Origin of the sequence: Nocardia sp. NPDC006044, from assembly GCF_042871115.1 — a bacterium.
In the GTDB taxonomy this organism is placed as follows: Bacteria; Actinomycetota; Actinomycetes; order Mycobacteriales; family Mycobacteriaceae; genus Nocardia.
The window spans coordinates 70,557-89,336 of record NZ_JBIAID010000009.1; the positions used below are offsets into that span (position 1 = coordinate 70,557).

Genomic DNA, 18,780 nt, shown 5'->3' on the forward strand with positions numbered 1-18,780 from the left:
ATTCGGGCCGGTGTCGGGCCCGCTCGTCGGCGCTACCCGCGGTCGGCACCGAACTCGGTGGCGCGATGCCCGGTTCGGCGGACTCGAAGTCGGAGGGGGCTGGATGCTGCGCGTCGGTGAGGTTTTCGCCGGATATGTGATCAAGCGTCAGCTGGGCCGCGGCGGTATGGGCTCGGTGTACCTGGCGCAGCATCCTCGACTGCCGCGATTGACCGCGTTGAAGCTGCTCTATCCGGATCTGTACGCCGACAACGAAATTCGAGCGCGGTTCGAGCGTGAGGCCGATCTGGTGGCGCGGCTGGACCACCCGAACATCGTGACCGTGTACGACCGCGGATTCGATGAGGGACAGCTGTGGATCTCGATGCAATACGTCGACGGCATCGACGCCGCCGATATCGACCCACGCACGCTGCCACCGGAGCGGGCCGCCGAGATCATCGTCGAGACGGCGAAAGCGCTCGACTTCGCGCACGCCACCGGGGTCCTGCATCGCGATGTGAAGCCGGCGAATATCCTGCTGGCCCGTGCGACCGTAGCGCAGGGCGAGCGAGTCCTGTTGACCGACTTCGGTATTGCCCGGCTGCGGGACGAGTCCAGGCAGTTGACCGAGGAGGGCGGGATCGCGGCGACGCTGGCGTACGCGTCGCCGGAACAATTGTCGTTCGTTCCCGTCGATCATCGTTCCGACCAATACTCGTTGGCGTGCAGCCTGTTCTGGTTGCTGTCGGGTACGTCGCCGTTCGCGGCGGGCACCCCGGCCGCGATGATCGCCGGACACCTTCAGCAGGCGCCGCCGTCGCTGCACAACCTGCGGCCGACGGTGCCGCCCGGCGTGGACGCGGTATTGGCGAAGGCGCTCGCGAAGAACCCCGACGACCGATTCGCGTCCTGTACGGAATTCGCCGTCGCCGCGCAGCGAGTCTTGACCGCGCCGCAAAGCCCGCTCGTACCACCGCCCGGACCGCAAGACGCGCGACGTCCCGCTCATCGATCCCTGCGCCCCGCCGCGATCGGCGGGTCAGTGCTCGTTCTCGTCCTCGCACTGGTCGCCGGGATCCTCTGGGCGACAGGCGATCACTCCGCGGAGAAGACCGGCGAGACAACGGGACCCGTTGCGCTGCAACCGATCGATTGGTCCGCCGCCGTCGCACCCGGCACGACCGGAGGTCCAGCATCATTCCAGGCGTTGCTGCAGATCGACGCCGACGGCAAGGAGGTACCGCGGCCGAGCGCCGCGGCCAGTCCGGCCGGCGACGGTAAGGCCACGTGCGAGCCGGTGACCATCGCCTCGACCGCACCGCTCACCGGACCCGACGCCGGCACCGATCGCGGCCTGATCGGCGGGGTGAAACTGGCCGTCGACCAGTTCACCAGGGCGAATCCCGGCTGCCAGGTCACCGTGCGTGAATTCGACTCCGGCGGGTTCCCGCAGTCCGCGGCCGATGTCGCGCGGCAGATCGTGAACGACCCGTCGGTCGTCGCGCTGGTCGGCCCGCTGTCCGGCGGGATCCAGTCCATCGGCGGGCCGTTCAGCGACGCCGGGCTGCCATTGCTGTTCACCGGTAGCGCTCCCGTCGACCCCGCCAAAGGCTGGCGCAGCTTCTTCCGCGGCGTCGCCGCGACCGATGTCTATCGTCGCGCCCTGGGCAAATATCTCACCGGCACAGCACATTTCAGCAGGATCTGCGTCGTTCGGGACGACTCCGGGTTCGGCAAGGGCCTGGCGCACGACGTCGTCGCGATGCTCGGCGGCGCGGCCGACCCCGGCTGCCGGGCGGACGTCAAACAGGGTGATCGCGACTTCGGCGCGGCGGTGAGCAAGATCGCCGCCGCCACCCCGGACGCAGTGTTCTACTCCGGTTACAGCGCCGAAGCGGCCGCCTTCGTCCAGCAGCTGAGGCAAGCCGGCGTCACCGCCCCCTTCCTCACCACCGAAGGCGCGCTCAACACGGATTTCGTTGCACCGTCGCCGCTTTCGGCCCGTGGCGCGTTTGTCACCTGCCCCTGCGCCCCGGTCCCCGGCAAGTTCTACTTCGACTTCCGCGCCCTGAACAATCAGGGCGCGGGCTGGAACGCCGTCGAAGCGTACGACCTCACCACCATCACCTTGAACGGCATCGCCACCGGCCACCGAACCCGCCCCGATCTACTGAACTACCTACACCGCTACGAAGGCCCCGGCCTGGCCCGCACTTACCGCTGGTCCTCCGCCGGTGAACTGACCACCCCGGGCATCTGGATCTACCAGATCAACTAGCTAGGATCCCCGGAATGCCCGTACCGAAAGCCGAACTGCATCTGCATATCGAGGGAACGCTGGAACCGGAGCTGGCGTTCGCGCTGGCCGAGCGCAACGGGGCCGAACTGCCGTTCGCCTCGGTGGACGAGCTGCACCACGCGTACAAGTTCGAGGATCTGCAATCGTTTCTCGATCTGTACTACCGGCTCACGGATGTGTTGCGGGTCGAGCGGGACTTCACCGAGCTGGCCGAGGCGTATCTGGTCCGAGCCAGCGCGGCGGGGGTGCGGCACGCGGAGATCTTTTTCGATCCACAGGCGCACACCGCGCGCGGAGTGCCGTTCGCGACCGTCATCGACGGGCTGTGGGCGGCGCTGCGGGACAGCGAGCAACGGTATGGCATCACGACCAAGCTGATCATGTGCTTCCTGCGTGACCTGTCGGTCGAGTCCGCGCTCGAGACCCTGAGCGCCGCCGAGCCGTACCTGGATCGGATCGTGGCGGTCGGCCTCGACTCCGCCGAGGTCGGCCATCCACCCGCCAAGTTCGCGGCGGTCTATGCGCGCGCTCGGGAGCTGGGGCTGCGCGCGGTGGCGCATGCCGGCGAGGAGGGGCCGGCGTCGTATGTGGCCGAGGCGCTGGATGTGCTTCGCGTCGAGCGCGTCGACCACGGAATCCGCGTGCTGGAAGACCCGGAGCTGGTCGCGCGCCTGGTGCGGGAGCGCATCCCGCTGACCGTGTGCCCGTTCTCCAACGTGCGCCTGCGAGTCATCGACAAGCTGGCCGATCACCCGCTGCGCCAGATGCTCGACCTCGGCCTGGTCGCCACGGTGAACTCCGACGACCCGGCCTATTTCGGCGGCTACGTGCAGGACAACCTCGACGGTGTCCGCGACGCGCTGAACCTGACCGCCGACCATCTGCGCACCCTCGCCCGCAACTCCTTCGAGGCGTCGTTCATCGACGAGCCGACCCGCGCCCGCTACCTCGGCGAGGTCGACGCCTACCACTTCTGATTCGCGAGAATCCAAGCCGCACATCTCGGTTCGAGGGCGCTGAGATGCGCGGTGACTACGCGCCATGACGTACCGGCTGATCCGCTGTGCGACGGATGCGCCGACCGCACCGCCTGACCGACAGTGTGTTCATGACCACAACGGCAGGCAGGCGCCGGCCCTTCATCATCGCGACGTGCACGGCTCTCGTGCTCGCCGCCCTCGGTGACGCCGGTCCGGAGATCATCGAATCCCGCAGTGTACTAACCGGTTACGACGGACCGGGCCCCTTGATCTACCTCGGCTTCGCCGCGGTGGTCGCCCTGGTTCGATGGCGGTACATCCCGCTGGCGGCGGTGGTGATGTCACTGTTCTTCCTGTTCGGCGGACTCGCCGACGCCGACTTCCGGACGCGACTCGGCACGCCGGCCGAGACGACCGAATTCCTTGCCGCGTGGCTGCAAATGCTCGGCTTCGCCGCCGCGATCCTGTTCGGAATCGCCGCCGTCCGGCGGCGCACCCCGGTCGCTATCCGGCAGTAACGCAGCTCGGGCAACACGTGCGGTTCGACTCGAAAGGAATTGACAATGACCACAATTGGCACCCGCTGGACGCAATTACCGAAAAACACCAAACTATCGCTCTACGGCCTGGCCACCGGAATTCTAGGCCTGATAATCCAATGGATCGCCGACCCCGCCAAATTTCCCGGCTTCCCACCCGGCATCCTGGTAATAGCAGTCTTCGCCATCCTGGTAGCCCTCACCGCCCGCTGGTGGTGGACCCCCCTCCTCGCCACCCTGATCGCCACCTTCATCGCCCTAGGCGGCCTCCTCGGCGGCGCCCTCCTCGACAACCTCTCCTCCGGAAACACCGCAACCATCGCGGGCAACATCATCCTGTACACAGGCCTCACCATCGCCGCTATAGCCGGCATCCTCGCAACAATCGACAACCGCCGCACCACCAAAGCTCCACTTGGCTGACTGTCGGCCCATGACGCAACAGAGCGGACCTGATCAACTGATCAGGTCCGCTTCGTCGTTCAGTACCTGTGACCTGCCAAGCTAGTGGGTGAGTTCAAGGCAATGCTCGATAGGTCCTGATAACAGCGATGTCGTGTCCCATCAGTGGTGACGGGCGCAGCGGTGTGTGCGTAACTCGGGCGGTGGCAATGGCATTGGTGCCAAGGTCTGCCAATTTTCCTGTGTGGGATGGTTTTTCGAATTGATACCCGTACTCTCCGAGGGGGCGGGGAGGAGTTCTCGCCGATACAGGGAGTGGGCACGTGTGATGTCTGCTGCAATCGAGGAGGGGATTCGTGTGAGGAAGCGCACCGCGTGTGGGTTTGCGGTCAGTGCTCTGGTCGCCGGCGCAATGGCCGGGGCTGTCTGGGCCGGCGGTACTGCCGCCGCTCAAGGCGGGGGCATGACCTATCAGGAATGCATGTCAACGGGCAAGGACAGTTACCGGCAGATTTATGGCACGGAAGCGGTCTGTGTCGAAGATGGGTATGGCACCTACAAACTGGAGCCCGACAGAGGCCAGTAGCGGGTGAGGCTCTCCTCGGACGGTGCTGTCTGAAGGACGAAGCGGTCACGTCCGCGTGTGGGCCCGTTGAGTGTTCGTACGCCAACCGAAATGCGAAAGGCCCCGCGCAGCTGAGCTGCGCGGGGCCTTTCGTGGCGGAGGATAGGGGATTTGAACCCCTGAGGGCGTTAACCCAACCCGCGTTCCAGGCGAGCGCCATAGGCCACTAGGCGAATCCTCCGTGGGGAAGCATACCGGGTGGGGGAGGGTTGACGCCAAACGGGTCCGTTCGGACCGGGAAAATCCCAGTTCGGCCCGGTTTTCGCTCGGTTTCGGGTACCCGGAGGTGGGGGATGGGCGGGGGAGCGGCTACACTGGCCGACGGATCCCGCGCGGCGCGCATCCTGTGAACTCCCCCAGGGCCGGAAGGCAGCAAGGGTCAATGGGCTCTGCCGGGTGCGCGGGGTCCCCTTAATTGTGAGGGGCCCGCCCGGATCGAGAACCGGCTGTCGAATAACGCCTCCAAATTCGAGCAACGCGCGGGTAACGTGAACTACGGTCCGTTGACGCCCGATGCGCCTGGCGGGCCGAACGTCCGGCCGCCGCACATCGGTCCGGCCACAACCCACGTCCCCGCTGCTTCGAAAGGCTGCCCAGGATGCCCCGGCAAACGCAGATCGGTTTGATGAGCCACGAGGAACTCGTGTCCGAACACGAGACTCAGCACGCGAACTATGCGACGCTCAAGACCGAGAAGCTCACGCTGGACCTGACGCGCGGAAAACCCTCGCCGGAACAACTCGACCTGTCGCTGGAGCTGCTCTCCCTGCCCGGTGACGGCGACTACCGCGACGGCACCGGCACGGATTGCCGCAATTACGGTGGCCAGCACGGACTCCCGGAACTGCGCGCGATCTTCGGCGAGCTGCTCGGCATCCCGGTGGACAACCTGCTGGCCGGCAACAACGCCAGCCTCGAGCTGATGCACGACGTGCTCGCGTTCGCGATGCTGTACGGAACCAACGACTCCGAGCGCCGGTGGGCCGCCGAGGAGAAGCTGAAGTTCCTGTGCCCGAGCCCGGGCTACGACCGGCACTTCTCGATCACCGAGGTGCTCGGCTTCGAGATGATCCCGGTCCCGATGCACCACGACGGTCCGGACGCGCACGCCGTCGCCGAGCTGGTTGCGAACGATCCGCAGATCAAGGGCATGTGGGTGGTGCCGAACTACTCCAACCCGTCCGGTGTCACGTACTCCGAAGAGGTTGTCCGGGAACTGGTTTCGATGCCGGCCGCGGCTCCGGACTTCCGGCTGATCTGGGACAACGCCTACGCGGTGCACCCGCTGACCGATACCGCGGCGCCGGTATACGACGTGCTGGGCCTCGCCGCCGCGGCCGGAAACCCCAACCGTCCCTTGGTATTCGCCTCCACCTCGAAGATCACCTTCGCCGGTGCGGGCGTCAGCTTCCTGGGTGGTTCCACCGAGAACCTGAACTGGTACCTGGGCCACGCGGGCAAGAAGAGCATCGGCCCGGACAAGATCAACCAGCTGCGTCATCTGCGCTTCTTCAAGGACGCCGACGGCGTGCGCGCGCACATGCAGAAGCACCGCGCCATCCTGGAGCCGAAATTCGCTGCCGTGCTGCGGATCCTGGAGGACCGGCTGGGCGCGTCCAAGGTGGCGTCCTGGACCGAGCCCAAGGGCGGCTACTTCGTCAGCCTGGACGTCCTGGAGGGCACCGCGGCCCGGGTGATCGCGCTGGCCAAGGACGCGGGCATCGCGCTCACCGCGGCCGGTTCGGCCTACCCGCTGCGAAATGATCCGGAGGACAAGAACATTCGGATCGCGCCCAGCTTCCCGAAACTGCCCGAGCTGGAGAAGGCGATGGACGGCCTGGCCACCTGTGTGCTGCTGGCGGCCACCGAGAAACTGCTCGGCAAGTAGTACGAGTACAGCGGGCGCGTACCGAGGTACGCGCCCGCTGTGCTGTCCCGATCAGTTCGGCTTGTGCGCCAGCACGGCGAACATCGTCACCGAAAGATGAATGTCGCCGCTGGCCGCGCCCGCCTCGAGATCCTCGACCAGTCGCGCGCGCTGCTCCTCGGTGATCACGCCGCGCGCCACCGCCATCGCCGAGATGCGGGTGACCAGCGAGCCGACGCCCACCGTGCGGTCCTGCACCAGCGCGTGCGAGCCGATCTCGTCGATCACCAGGCCCGCCTTGGTCAATTGCCCGGGCAGCCTGCGGCCGGAGAACGGATTCGTGGTCGCGGAGATCAACGTGTCGACCACCTCGCGCACCACCTGCCGCTCGCCCGGATGCACGATCGCGGTGCCCCAGTCGCTGTCCACCACCACGACACGACCGCCGGGCCGAAGCACACGGGCGATCTCGTTGGCGGCGCGGGCCGGCGCGGTCAGGTGCTGAAACACCCGCTCGCACAGCGCGGCGTCGAAACTGCCCGCGCCGAACGGCAGGCCGTAGGCGTCGCCGGAATGGAACTTGGCGGTGGAACCGGACTGGGCGGCGCGGCGTTCGGCGGAGGCGAGCAGGTTCGGGTCGGGCTCGACGCCCACCGCCGCACCGCCGGGGCCGACCGCGTCCGCGAAGGCCATGACCTCCGTGCCGGTGCCGGACCCGATGTCGAGTGCGCGCTCGCCGGGACGCAGCGCGAGTGCGTCGTGCGCCCAGTCCCGCAACCTGCGGATACCGGGCAGCGCGGCTTGTAAGTCGCGAACGTCGACGAGTTGATCCTGGCCTGCTCGATCGAATCGATCGGGGCGCAAAGTGTAGGTGTCCATGGGCCCGTTTCCATCCCTAGCCGTGGCCACCTCGTGGGGTGCCGATGTAGGTACTGCCGTCTGCTGAGGCATGCGCAGGAGCCTACGCGCGGGGGTATGGCGACGCACGGCAGGGATGTGAGGCCGGTCACGCGAAGGCCCGCCGTGCCCACCCGCTCCGACCGCGTAAAAGACGGGCGGTGATTCGGCTCGAGGCGCGATGAGCAGGACGGCTTCGCACCGTCTTGACAAGTGAGATGATCGAATCCGTCCGAGCAGGTTTGTCACGGTGGGAAGGAATGGGCGATGAGTCGCAAGCTTTGCCTGGCGCAGGACGTCGAGGCGGACGAGCTATTGACCGAGGACCACTTCGCCACCCTGCTCGGCATGCTGTTCGATCAGCAGTATCCGATGGAACACGCGTTCCGCGGCCCGAAGAAGATCGCCGACCGGATGGGCGGCTTCGACATCCACCGCATCGCCGAGGCCGACCCGCAGGAATTCGAGGATCTCTGCGCCACCCCGCCCGCCATCCACCGGTACGGCCGCTCGATGGCCCGCCGCGCGCAGGAGCTCGCCCGCTACATCATCGAGAACTACGACGGGAAAACCGAGAACCTGTGGAAGCAGGACAAGCCGGACGGCAAAGAGGTGCTGCGCCGGCTGAAGGCGCTGCCCGGATTCGGCGAGCAGAAGGCCCGGATCTTCCTGTCGCTACTCGGCAAGCAGCGCGGGGTGCAACCGGCGGGGTGGCGAGAAGCGGCCGGTGCCTACGGCGACGAAGGTTCCCGCCGCTCCGTGGCCGACGTGACGGATGCCGAATCACTCGCGCAGGTAAGGGAATTCAAGAAACAGGCGAAGGCGGCGGCGAAACAGGGCTGACCCCGCGGTAGCCGCCGCGACGTCCGCGCCGCTGCCCGGTGTCGAGCGCCGATCCCGGCGAGATTCGGTGCAGTGGCGGGGGACTGGCAGCGGTCGGGCATTGCCGGGGGCGGCGCTTTGCCGGGATGGTGTTGGGCGGAAGGGAGTTCTCCGATGAGGCGACGTCCAGCAGCGGTGGGATATTTGCGTCGAGATGTTTCCGGGGCACGGCAGCAGTGGGATGAGGTGCTGATCCGGAGTCTGGCACAGCGTTTCGGGTACGACCTATCCAAGACGGTGGTGTTCGGCGCGGAGACCGAGGACACCGTCGGGCGGTTGATGAACGTCGCGCGACGGCTCGGCGCGGACGCGGTGATCGTGCCGGGCACCGCACATTTCGACGGGGACGTGCCCGGCGAACTGGTGCAGGTGTGCGACGTGATCACCGTCGCGCCGGAATACACCTATGCGCGCCGGCCGAGCTCGCCGTTCGCCGACGAGGTGCAGGGGCCTCGGCCCGCCTGAACCGCTAGCTCACGGCCGAGGCCGAGGCAGTGAAGGTATTGCACTGGGCGGCACGGTTTTTGTCCAAACCCGTCTCGAACCATTGGCCGCCGTTTTCCGAGGTGCCGTGGTCGCGCATGTCGCCGGCCTGGTCGCCACGGCCGTAGGCATCCTTGCGGGCGAGGTTGAGCTGTGAGTTGGTGAGCGAGCCCCCGCCCGAGGACGAGTTCAGGTACATGCCGTCGAAGCAGTTGGCCTGCAACTCGACTCGGCGGGACAGCTCCAGACCGCGGGTGCTGCGCGGGCCCGCGTCGGCGCGGTCGCTGTTCGCCTTACGCAGGATGCCGGACATGGCCTGCACGTGGTGGCCGTACTCGTGGGCGAAGACCGACAGGTAGACGATCCAGTTGTCCTTGAAGAAGTCGGTCTGCAACTGGCTGATCGGCATATAGATGGTTTTGTTCGCCGGGCAGTAGAAGGCGGCGAAGTTGCTGGTCGAGCCGGTGCACGGGGTAGTGATGCCGGTGGTGGTCGCGCTCACGTTCAGCGACGGCGGGGTGAACGGCAGATTCGCCTTCTGCAGCACCGGTTTCCACGCCGCCTCGAGGCAGCCGGCCGCGCTGTCGAAGAACTTGCGCGCGGCGTCCACCTGGGTGCCCCACGGGGAGTACGCGCAGCGCGACGGGATGAGCGTCGCATTCGGATCGGCGAGCAGCGGATTGGCGCCGGTCTCGGCGGGACCGACCGCGCCGTCGGGGGCGAAGGTGAGGCTGGGGGCGGGACCGGTCGCGTTGTTGTCGTTCTTGCCGGTGGATATCGCGTTGCGGACCAGGCCGCCCGCGACCAGGAAAACCACGACGACCAGCACGGCGATCCAGGCGCCGCCGCCACCGGAGCGGCGGCGGGGCGTGTGCGGCGGCCGTCCGGGCGGGCCGTAGGGCATCGGCGGCGGTGCGCGGTGGCCGGGTGGCGGACCGTACCCGGGCGGTGAATATCCAGGTGGCGGACCGTATCCCGGCTGCTGGTACCCGGGTGGCTGGCCGTATCCGGGCTGCTGTCCATATCCCGGCTGCTGACCGTAACCCGGCGGTGGTCCGTATCCGGGCGGTGGTCCGTAGCCCGGTGGCGGCCCGTAGCCGGGCGCGGGCTGACCGTACCCAGGCGGGGGCGGAACCGGTCGCCCACCAGGCGGAACCGGTCCGTATCCGTACGGTGGTTGGGTCACGCCCCCGTACCCCCTCGTCTCAATGATCACCGACAGCCGATGACGCAGAATAGCAAGCTGTCTAAAGTAGGCAGCCATGCTGACTTTTCGGGGGGGCGCCGTAGGCGCGCTGCTGCTCGCCACCGTGGGATTGCTCGCGACCGCCCCGATCGCCCACACCCAGCCCGCCCCGAGCGGTGTCTCCATCATCGCCGATCTGAAGCTCAGCCGCGAGGGCGTGCTCGAGGTGGTCGAGCAGGTCGACGTGCCGGCCGACGGTTCGTTCCGGATGTCGCTGCCGTTGCGGCTGAAGGTGAGTGACGACGTCGAACGCTATTTCAAGGTCACCGATGTCGACACCAAGGGGGCGGGCACGGCGACGGTGGCGAACGATCAATTCACCATCGAGGCGAAGCCCGGTGCGTCGACGTTCACCTATTCGGTGCACAACCTGGTCAACGATGTGCCGGGCAGCCAGGTGTTCAACTGGCTCGGCGTCATGGGCAGCGATATCGCGTCGATCAGCGCGACGCTGATCAGCCCGAGCTTCGAAATGGGCATCGTGGACTGCAAACTCGGCCCGCCCGGCAACACCCGGCCGTGTGCCGACGTGAAGACCGAGGTGGACGGCGTGCTCCATCTGGAGCAGACCGATCTGAAGAAGGGTGATGCGATCGACCTCACCCTGCAACTGCCGCCGGGCAGCGTGCCGAGCAATGCGGATGTGCGCGACACCGGCGCCGCCGGACCGTTCGGCATCACCACACCGGTGCTCGTCGCGTTCGGGGTGCTGCTGCTCGCGCTGGCCGGACTGGTCGCCTTCGTGCTGCGCGCGCGCCGCCAGAACGCTGCCGCCGGAACCGGTTCGGACACGATCGATCCGCTGGTGCGCGATGGTGAGCGGGTGCAGTTCACCTCGCCGGACGGGGTGCTGCCCGGCGAGGCGGGGCTGCTGCTGGACGAGCATGTCGATCCGGTCGACATCGCCGCGACAGTGGTGGATCTCGCTGTGCGCCGCTACCTCTGGGTGACGCCGCTCGGCGAGACCGACTGGCGGATCACCCGGGTCAACGCCCCCGATGACCAGTTGCGGGATTACGAGAAGGCCGTCTATCAGGCGCTGCTGCCCGACGGCACGGACGCCGTCACGATCACCGAACTCCGGGCGCCGGGCCGGGTGCAGTCCGGGCCGGTGCGCACCGCGCTGGTCGCCGACGCGGTCACGCGCGGCACCTTTCTCGACCGTCGCCGCCCCGGCCTGACCTTGGCGCTGGGTGGTGCGCTGATCGTCGCCGGTGTCGTCGCTACGGTCGCGCTGGCCCTCACTTCCGGCCACGCGCTCGTCGGTGTCGCGATCGCGCTCGCCGGCCTCGCCACCGTGCTGCTGCCGAAGTACCTGCCCGTCCGCACCGCCCACGGCGTCGAGCTGACCGGCCAGATTCGTGCGCTGCAGCGCGGCCTGGAATCGACCAGGCGCGAACAGGTTCCACCGATCGACCAAGAGACCGTCTTCTCCCGCGCCCTGCCGTTCATGGTGATCGGCGGCCGGGCCGACAACTGGATCCGCGCCTTCCGCGACCTGAACCCCTCCGCCGACTCGCAGCCCGGCCTCTACTGGTTCGGCGGCTTCGACCGCGACCGCAACCTGCAACGCTTCGCCGGCCACTTCCCCTTCTTCATCACCGCCCTGGAAGGGCTGTTCGCGACCGCAGGCGACCCCCACCGCTGACCCTGCGCTCGACGTGGGTCGCGTGCTCGTGATGTGGGGTGCGCTACGGCCAGGACGCTCCGTACGCACGTCGCCTTTCGCCGCTGATGGCTTGGGGGCGCGGACATCGGCCTGAATGCCGGGGAGTCGGCCTCCAGCCGATCCGCGCTGCCGACGCTGGCGGTCGGTATACGACGGCAGCCGGTCGTAACGTGACCTGCTCGTGAATGCCGTTGTGGCGCAGTGTGATCTAGTTGCCGACTGTTCGGCCCAGGGCCGAGCGTTCGGTGTCCAGGATGGCGTGGCGGAGCAGGTCGCGGGCGGTGGCGAGTTCGGCTGCGCGGCGGTCCAATTCGGCCAGGCGGTCGTGGAGGGTGGGGAGGACGCCGGGGCAAGCGCGCAGGGCGCCGTCCGCACCGGTGCAGGGGAGCAGCCGGGCGATCGCGCGGGTCGGTAGGCCGGCGGCGAGCAGGGCGCGGATCTGGGTGACGCGGTGTTCGGCGTCCTCGTCGTATTCGCGGTAGCCGTTGCTGCGGCGTTCGGCGGCGAGCAGGCCGACGCGTTCGTAGTAGCGCAGCAGGCGTTCGCTGATGCCGGTGCGTTCCGCCAGCTCACCGATCAGCATGATTTGACCTTCCCATGGTGTCAGGGATCAACACTCGGCGGTGCAACACGATTCCTGAGGAGGACCGTTGATCATCGACGCACACAGCCACGTACACGTCCCGGTCGAGAACCACATCGCGCTGCTCGACGAGGCGGGTGTGGACAAGACCGTGCTCTTCATGTCCCGGCCGCATCCGGAACGCGCCGAAGACCTGGCGCAGCTGCGGCAGGAGATGGACCTGCTGCATCGCGCACTGGCCGGCGGCGGCAACGAGGCCCGCGATATCGCCTGGCGCGAACTGGATGCGGCGCTCACCGCGCACCCGGACCGGTTCATCGGCTTCGGCTCGGTGCCGCTGGACGCACCGGACGTCGGCCTGCTCGTCGACCGCGACGTGATCGGCCGCGGCCTGCGCGGCATCGGGGAGCTGACCCCGCCGCCGGGCCGGGCGGCGCTGCTCGAGCCGGTACTGCGCGCCGCGACCGACCACGGCGGGCTGCCCGTGGTTGTGCACGGCGCCGCGCCCACCACCGCCGCCGACCTCCACACCCTGGCCGGCCTGGCGCGAAGTTATCCACAGGTACCGCTCGTGGTGTCCCAGCTCGGCGGCGCGCACTGGATGGACGCCATCGAGCTGGTCCGCGACACCCCGAGCATGTACCTCGAACTGTCCACCGCCAGTATCGTTTTCGCCGTCCGCATCGCCATCGCGGAGATTCCGGAGCGCACCCTGTTCGGCTCGGACGCGCCCTACGGTGACCCGGTCACGGCCCGCCTCACCGTCGAACGAGCGACCCGTTCGCCACAGCTACGCGAACGGGTCCTCGGCGGCACTGCCCAGCAATTGCTGAGCTGAACGCTCAGTCGCTCAGGGTCGTCCGGCGGATCGCGGCGAGCGGGTCCGCGTAGAGCACGCTCAGCGAGGTGACCACCGCCGCGAACTCCTGGACCTTGCCACCGAATCCGCTGATCCGGATGTCGGTGGGCGGCAAGCTGGAACCCTGGTTGAACGCGCGGGCCACGTGCGCGACGGCGGGCCGGTAGCCGGTGAAGGCTTGGCCGCCGAGAATCACGCGGTCGGGATTGAGCATGTCGCGGACCATGGCCACGGTGTGCCCGAGGATGGTGGCCCGCTCGGCGAGCAGTTCGCGGGCCGGCTCGGAACCCGATTCGGCCGCGCGGTACAGGTCGAGGATGGTCGAGCCCGCGGTTCCGTTGTGCGCGGGGATGATTCCGCGCCCGACGGCCCGCGAGTGCAGCGATCGATCGCCGACGGTCACCTCGAGGCAACCGCGCCTGCCGCAGGTGCATTCGACGTCGGAGCCGGTCGGCAGGTGGGCGATCGAGCCGGGGCCGTTGCTCGGGGTGTGTACGCGACCGTCCAGAGTTACCGCGACACCGGCGGTTTCGCGGACGTAGAAGTACAGGCTGCTGCCGCGTTCCGGGCCGGCGACGCGCCCGTTGGCGGCGTCCCGCGACTCGATGGTGGGCAGCAGCAACTCCGAGGCGGCCATCGCCTCGACGTGCGGCGCCACCGACACGGGCAGCTCGAGCACCTCGCCGAGCACGGCTCCGATCTGCGCGCCCTGCCACTCCAGCTTGGGGTGGTCGACCACGCCGGTGAGCGGATCGACCCGGCCGCCGATGGCGACGCCGGCCCAGAGCGGCTTGCGCCGATGCCATCGCTGCAGGAACGCCTTGGCGCTGCGGGCGACGGTGGTGGTGGCGAATTCCTGGCCGGTCTGCGGAGTGGCGATGGCCAGGCCACCGAGGATGCGGCCGCGCAGGTCGGCCGCGACGATCTTGGTGACCGCGGCGCCGATGTGGATGCCGAGGGTCAGGTACGCCTCGTGATCGATCTCGAAGGGCACCCGCGGCCGTCCGACCGCCCCCGAGGCGGTGAGGTCGGGGCGTTCACGGAGCAAACCGGCGGCAAGCAGCGCGGACACCTGACGGTTGACCGTGGCGATGCTCAAACCCGTTGACCGCGCGGCATTGTCGCGCGAGACCGGGCCACCGGTGGCGGAGCGCAGAACCGCGGCCGCCGGGTTGTCGGCGATGCGCAGTTCAGGGGCGACCACGGGACGCTGGACCCGGATGCGGCCGCCTGCGGTCCTAGCGACGGATCGTTCAAGGGTAGGAAGGGACATGGTGAAGATTCCTTGCCGAGGTCCCGCGACTGGCGGGACGTGCCTACATGGGCGACTAGGCAGCAAACGAGCCGGAAAAGCGGCTCAGCTGCAGCAAGGGCGACAACACAGTTCGCGCGTCAGCGGCAACCGAAGACCCAGCGCGGCGGTCACATAGGTGACCCGCAGCGCGTTCGATCGGCCAGCAGACATGTAAATGAAATTAACACCGGTGACCACAACTCACCAAGCCTCAAACCGCCGCTGTGTTCTCACACACAATGTTTTCCCAGGTCACGGCGCGGCGAAAAGCCCCGCCCAGGCGAGAGGATGCTGGGCGGGGCTTTGTCGCGGCAGTGGCGACCGCGAGTTATTTCGGCGCCACGAACGGCTGATTGATCGTGGTGAAGTACTGGATCGCCGCACCGATCGCGACCGGAGCGGTGACGAAGATCTGGCCACCGATCACGCCGAGCGCACCGATGGCGGCCGCACCGGCGAGGCAGCCGGCGATGATGCCGCCGACGAACGGACCGAACAGCCCGACGATGGTGCCACCGACGATGGTGCCGCCCAGCGCGCCGCCCAGGACGCAGCCAACCGCCGCGCCGCCGAGGCCACCCACCAGGGTGCCGATGGTGGCGCCCATCGAGATGGTGGAGGTCAGCCGGCTCCAGGCCGCCTGCTCACGGTCGTACTCGGTCTTCCAGGGGGCCTTGTCCTCGAAGGGCAGGGCGACCGGCTTGTAGGTTGCTTTTGCCGGATCCAGCTGCGGGGTCAGGGTCGCGGTGTGGCCAGCGATGTCGGCCGCGATCGGGAGCTCGAAGTCGTCGATGCGGAACTTCAGCGGGGTCCCCGCGACGACGGTGCCGTTGGCCGCCTTGATCTTCAAGGTGTCGTCCTCGACCACGATCGACCCGGAGTCGGTGGTGATGATCGACGACGTATCGGTGGCATGGGCGGTGAAATTCACCGGATCATCGTTGGCCGGCGGTGCGGCGACCGAAGTGCCTGCGGCGACTCCGGTCGTCATGGTCACCAGTGCCGCGACCACGGCAAGCTTCCTCATCCTCATGTGTACTGCGATCCCTCATCTAGTCAGTGCTGTCGAGGCAAAGCATCGAGGAGAAAGTCCTGGATAACGAGTAAAAAACGCAGGGAGATTCCAATCCGCGACGGCTCAGCGGTCGCGGCGCATCTCGCTCACCCAGGCGGCGAACTCATCCGGTTCGGTATCGGCGCCGATCATGTCCACCACCACATGACCGACGCACGCGGCGCGCAGCACCCGATTGGCCACCGCCTCGGTATCGCCCCACGGAATGTAGGGCTTCGCGATCAGCAGCGACGCGATTCCGTGCGCGGCGGCCCAGAGATCGAGCACGACCGGCATCGGATCGCCGGGGGTGATCACGCCCGCGTCCATGCATTCCTGCACCGTCTGCGAAAAGTGCTGGAACGCACCGCTGCCGAGCACCTGATCCACCGCGCCGACGGACATGGTCGGCACGGTCGCCAGCCGGTACTGCTCGGGGTGCTCCCTGGCGAATCGGACGTACGCCAGCCCCTGCTGACACAGCCGGGTGATCGGCGAGACCGCCGGATCCGTCTCGGCGACGATCGCGGCATCCAGGTCCTCGAAGACCTGCACGACCACGGCCTCGATCAGTTCGTCCTTGTCCGCGAAATGCCGGTAGATGGAGGGTGCGCTCACGCCTACCCGCTTGCTGATCTCGCGGATGGACACCGCGTCGGCGTGTCCGGTGCGGGCCAGCAGTTCCCGTGCCGCGTCGAGGATTTCGGTGCGCAGCTGAGCGCCGGCGCCGCGGGCGGACCGCGACCTGCGTGCTCCGATCATTCGCGCCCGGCCAGGACGCGCTCGCTGGGATCGGTGTGTTCGCTCAACCCGATCCGGGCGTGCAGCCGGGCCAGCGGCGCGGGCGCCCACCAATTCCACGTACCCATCAGCTTCATCAGAGCGGGCGCGAGCATGGTGCGGATGAGGGTGGCGTCGGCGAGCACGGTCAAGGTTAGACCGAGGCCCATCAGCTGGATGAACGACACCTTCGAGGTGACCATCGCGCCCATCACGATGGCCATGAGCACGGCCGCGGCGGTGAAGATGCGGCCGGTGCGGGCGACGCCGACGGCGACCGCGTGCACGTTGTCCTCGGCGGTGCGTACGACGCCGCCGTCGACCACGCGACCGGAGGCGAGCCATTCCTCGCGGATGCGCGAGAGCAGGAACACCTCGTAGTCCATCGACATGCCGAACGCGAGGCAGAACATCAGGATCGGCATGGTCGGCGTCATGTAGCCGACCGGGGTGAAGCCGAGCAGGCCGGACAGATGCCCGTCCTGGAATATCCAGACCATCGCGCCGAACGCGGCACACAGCGAAAGTGTATTGAGCACAATGGCTTTCAGCGGCAAAATCAGGCTGCCGGTGAACAGGAACAGCACCACGAAGGTGGCGAGGGCGATCAGCGCTACGGCCAGCGGCAGCCGCTTGCCGAGCGAGTCGAGGGCGTCGGCATTGACCGCCGCGCCGCCGCCGAACAGCGTTTCGCCCGGTGCGGGCACGGCGCGCAGTTCGCGCAACTGTGCCTCACCCGCCGGGGAGAACGGATCGACACGGGTCGCGACATTGATGTATTCGCCTGTGCCGTTCGCCATTCCGGCTGGACCGTTGGCGACGCGCCCGCCTTTGATGTAGACGCCGGCGCTGGACAGCACCGCCGAAACGCCGTCCGCCTTGGACAAGCCCTTGGCGTAGTCGCCGATCGGGCCTGGGCCGCCTTGATATCCGTCCAGCACGACGGTGGTGTTGTTGCCCGCGTTGGCCGCCGGGAATTCCGCGCGCAGCACGTCGCCGACCTGGCGGGTCGCGGCGGTGGTGGGCAGGACCCGGTCATCGGGGTAGCCGAATTTCACTGAGAGGAACGGTGATCCGAGCGCGAGGAACAGCACGGCGAGGATCAGCGCGACCGGGATGGAATGCCCGGTCACCCAGGTCACCATCCGGTACCACCGGCTCTGCTCCGGCACCAGCGGCCGCATCGGATCGGGAGCCGAACGACCGAACAGGCGGCGCAACGGAACTCGGATGTCGAGCGAGTTCACTCGGCGCCCGAGCAGCACCAGCGCGGCGGGCAGGATCAGGATCGCCGCCGCGGCCGCCGCGGCGACCACCGCCACCCCGGCATAGGCGAACGACCGCAGGAAGTAGATGTCGAAGATGCTCAGCACGGCCAGCGAAAGCGCTACGGTCAGTGCGGAATACAGCACGGTGCGCCCCGCGGTCTGCACGGCGCGGATGGTCGCGGCCACCGGTTCCAGGCCGTTGGCCAGCTCCTCGCGATACCGGCTGACGATGAACAGGCTGTAGTCGATCGCTAGCGCGAGACCCAGTGCGGTGGTCATGTTCAGCGCGTAGATGGACACGTCGGTGATCAGCGTGAACATCCGCAGAATGGCCAGCGTGGTGAGGATGGCGAAGATGCCGACGGTCAGCGGCAGCGCGGCGGCGATCAGGCTGCCGAATACCAGCACCAGCACGACCAACGACACCGGGATCGCGACGCCCTCCGCGAGGGCGAGGTCGTGGGTGATCTGCTTGTTCACGTCGTGGAAGACGGCGGCGGTCCCGCTCTGGCGGACGGTGATGCCGTCGGTGGTTCCGGCGAGTTGCTCGGTGAGCTGGCCCGCGGTCTCCTGAGACTGGGTGTCGTCGCCGGTCAGGTAGGCGAAGACGAGCGCTTCCTTGCCGCTGGTGCTGCGCAGCGCGGAGGCCACCGCGGGCGGGGCGGTCCAATACGACTGCACGCCTTTGACGTCGGAGCGGGACCGCAGGGTGTCGGTCAGGTGCAGCCCGGCCGCGCGGGTGGCCGGTGCGTCGGCACCCGCATCCGAGCTGACCAGCAGCACATAGTTCGGTGCCGCCCCGTCGAAATTGTCCGCGAGCAGCCGTGCGACCTGGGACGACTCGGCGTCCGGCGAGGTGAACCCGGCGGACTTCAAGTGCGACGCCGCCGTCGCGCCGAAGACCCCGCAGAGGATGGCGAGCGCGGCGGCGGCGAGCAGGATCGCCCGCGGATAACGGGTGACGATGTGTGCGATCCGGATCAGCACGCGCGGCTCCCTTGCTCGGCGCAGTGAGTTAACGCGGTTAGCGTAACGCCGTTACCTCTGCACCGACAGAGGGAGCCGCCGCGC

General features: G+C 68.0%; 17 protein-coding genes, 1 tRNA gene and 1 other RNA gene. 11 read left to right on the forward strand and 8 right to left on the reverse strand.

All coding sequences use genetic code 11. The features are described from left to right. Window positions 1-103: 103 nt before the first annotated feature. The 5 genes from ACFYO1_RS43345 to ACFYO1_RS43365 all read left to right on the forward strand — a co-directional run bounded on the left by ACFYO1_RS43345 (window position 104) and on the right by ACFYO1_RS43365 (window position 4,788). A complete protein-coding gene (locus ACFYO1_RS43345) occupies window positions 104-2,260 on the forward strand; it encodes a bifunctional serine/threonine-protein kinase/ABC transporter substrate-binding protein (RefSeq protein ID WP_387245436.1) in 2,157 nt (718 codons plus the stop codon). A 14-nt stretch (window positions 2,261-2,274) separates the two neighbouring features. After that, complete coding sequence (locus ACFYO1_RS43350) at window positions 2,275-3,258, forward strand: adenosine deaminase (protein ID WP_387245439.1); 984 nt, start codon at window positions 2,275-2,277, stop codon at window positions 3,256-3,258. Between the two features lie 131 nt (window positions 3,259-3,389). Next, window positions 3,390-3,779: a hypothetical protein gene (locus ACFYO1_RS43355; RefSeq protein WP_387245442.1), complete on the forward strand. Its 390-nt coding sequence runs from the start codon at window positions 3,390-3,392 to the stop codon at window positions 3,777-3,779. Between the two features lie 45 nt (window positions 3,780-3,824). Next, window positions 3,825-4,223 (forward strand): hypothetical protein, encoded by a 399-nt coding sequence (locus ACFYO1_RS43360; protein ID WP_387245445.1) that lies wholly within the window; start codon window positions 3,825-3,827, stop codon window positions 4,221-4,223. Window positions 4,224-4,530: 307 nt separating this feature from the next. Further along, window positions 4,531-4,788 (forward strand): hypothetical protein, encoded by a 258-nt coding sequence (locus tag ACFYO1_RS43365; RefSeq protein WP_387245448.1) that lies wholly within the window; start codon window positions 4,531-4,533, stop codon window positions 4,786-4,788. Window positions 4,789-4,920: 132 nt separating this feature from the next. Here the strand turns inward: ACFYO1_RS43365 and ACFYO1_RS43370 are convergent. Next, a tRNA-Ser gene (locus tag ACFYO1_RS43370) sits at window positions 4,921-5,008 on the reverse strand. 139 nt (window positions 5,009-5,147) lie between these two features. On the opposite strand from ACFYO1_RS43370, the gene ffs reads away from it, so the two are divergent. Beyond that, an RNA gene (ffs, locus tag ACFYO1_RS43375) (signal recognition particle sRNA small type) lies at window positions 5,148-5,242 on the forward strand. A 183-nt stretch (window positions 5,243-5,425) separates the two neighbouring features. Continuing rightward, a complete protein-coding gene (locus tag ACFYO1_RS43380) occupies window positions 5,426-6,715 on the forward strand; it encodes an aminotransferase class I/II-fold pyridoxal phosphate-dependent enzyme (protein ID WP_387245451.1) in 1,290 nt (429 codons plus the stop codon). Window positions 6,716-6,766: 51 nt separating this feature from the next. Here the strand turns inward: ACFYO1_RS43380 and ACFYO1_RS43385 are convergent, their stop codons facing one another. Beyond that, window positions 6,767-7,573: a methyltransferase domain-containing protein gene (locus ACFYO1_RS43385; RefSeq protein ID WP_387245454.1), complete on the reverse strand. Its 807-nt coding sequence runs from the start codon at window positions 7,571-7,573 to the stop codon at window positions 6,767-6,769. A gap of 285 nt (window positions 7,574-7,858) precedes the next feature. Here ACFYO1_RS43385 and ACFYO1_RS43390 point away from each other — a divergent pair, with 285 nt between their 5' ends. After that, on the forward strand, window positions 7,859-8,434 hold the full coding sequence (locus ACFYO1_RS43390) for an HhH-GPD-type base excision DNA repair protein (protein WP_378724374.1): 576 nt from the start codon (window positions 7,859-7,861) through the stop codon (window positions 8,432-8,434). A gap of 153 nt (window positions 8,435-8,587) precedes the next feature. Beyond that, window positions 8,588-8,938 carry a hypothetical protein gene (locus tag ACFYO1_RS43395; RefSeq protein ID WP_387245457.1) on the forward strand — a complete coding sequence of 117 codons (351 nt, stop codon included), beginning with the start codon at window positions 8,588-8,590 and terminating at the stop codon, window positions 8,936-8,938. Window positions 8,939-8,942: 4 nt separating this feature from the next. Here the strand turns inward: ACFYO1_RS43395 and ACFYO1_RS43400 are convergent, their stop codons facing one another. Then, window positions 8,943-9,860: a neutral zinc metallopeptidase gene (locus ACFYO1_RS43400; protein WP_387245460.1), complete on the reverse strand. Its 918-nt coding sequence runs from the start codon at window positions 9,858-9,860 to the stop codon at window positions 8,943-8,945. A 358-nt stretch (window positions 9,861-10,218) separates the two neighbouring features. Between ACFYO1_RS43400 and ACFYO1_RS43405 the strand changes: the two genes are divergently transcribed. Continuing rightward, entirely contained in the window at window positions 10,219-11,850 is a 1,632-nt protein-coding gene (locus ACFYO1_RS43405; protein ID WP_387245462.1) for a DUF2207 family protein, read from the forward strand. Window positions 11,851-12,079: 229 nt separating this feature from the next. Here ACFYO1_RS43405 and ACFYO1_RS43410 read toward each other — a convergent pair whose 3' ends face one another. After that, complete coding sequence (locus tag ACFYO1_RS43410; protein WP_387245465.1) at window positions 12,080-12,454, reverse strand: MerR family transcriptional regulator; 375 nt, start codon at window positions 12,452-12,454, stop codon at window positions 12,080-12,082. Between the two features lie 67 nt (window positions 12,455-12,521). On the opposite strand from ACFYO1_RS43410, the gene ACFYO1_RS43415 reads away from it, so the two are divergent. Next, window positions 12,522-13,292, forward strand: coding sequence for an amidohydrolase family protein (locus ACFYO1_RS43415; protein WP_387245468.1), 771 nt, complete (start codon window positions 12,522-12,524; stop codon window positions 13,290-13,292). 4 nt (window positions 13,293-13,296) lie between these two features. Here ACFYO1_RS43415 and ACFYO1_RS43420 read toward each other — a convergent pair whose 3' ends face one another. From ACFYO1_RS43420 to ACFYO1_RS43435, 4 genes are all read right to left on the reverse strand, one after another. Continuing rightward, a complete protein-coding gene (locus ACFYO1_RS43420) occupies window positions 13,297-14,586 on the reverse strand; it encodes an ROK family transcriptional regulator (RefSeq protein ID WP_150400703.1) in 1,290 nt (429 codons plus the stop codon). A 349-nt stretch (window positions 14,587-14,935) separates the two neighbouring features. Continuing rightward, window positions 14,936-15,640: a hypothetical protein gene (locus tag ACFYO1_RS43425; RefSeq protein WP_387245471.1), complete on the reverse strand. Its 705-nt coding sequence runs from the start codon at window positions 15,638-15,640 to the stop codon at window positions 14,936-14,938. Window positions 15,641-15,745: 105 nt separating this feature from the next. After that, complete coding sequence (locus ACFYO1_RS43430) at window positions 15,746-16,423, reverse strand: TetR/AcrR family transcriptional regulator (protein ID WP_387245474.1); 678 nt, start codon at window positions 16,421-16,423, stop codon at window positions 15,746-15,748. Next, a complete protein-coding gene (locus tag ACFYO1_RS43435) occupies window positions 16,420-18,696 on the reverse strand; it encodes an MMPL family transporter (RefSeq protein ID WP_387245477.1) in 2,277 nt (758 codons plus the stop codon). Before ACFYO1_RS43435 ends, ACFYO1_RS43430 begins: the two co-directional genes overlap by 4 nt. Between the last annotated feature and the right edge of the window lie 84 nt (window positions 18,697-18,780).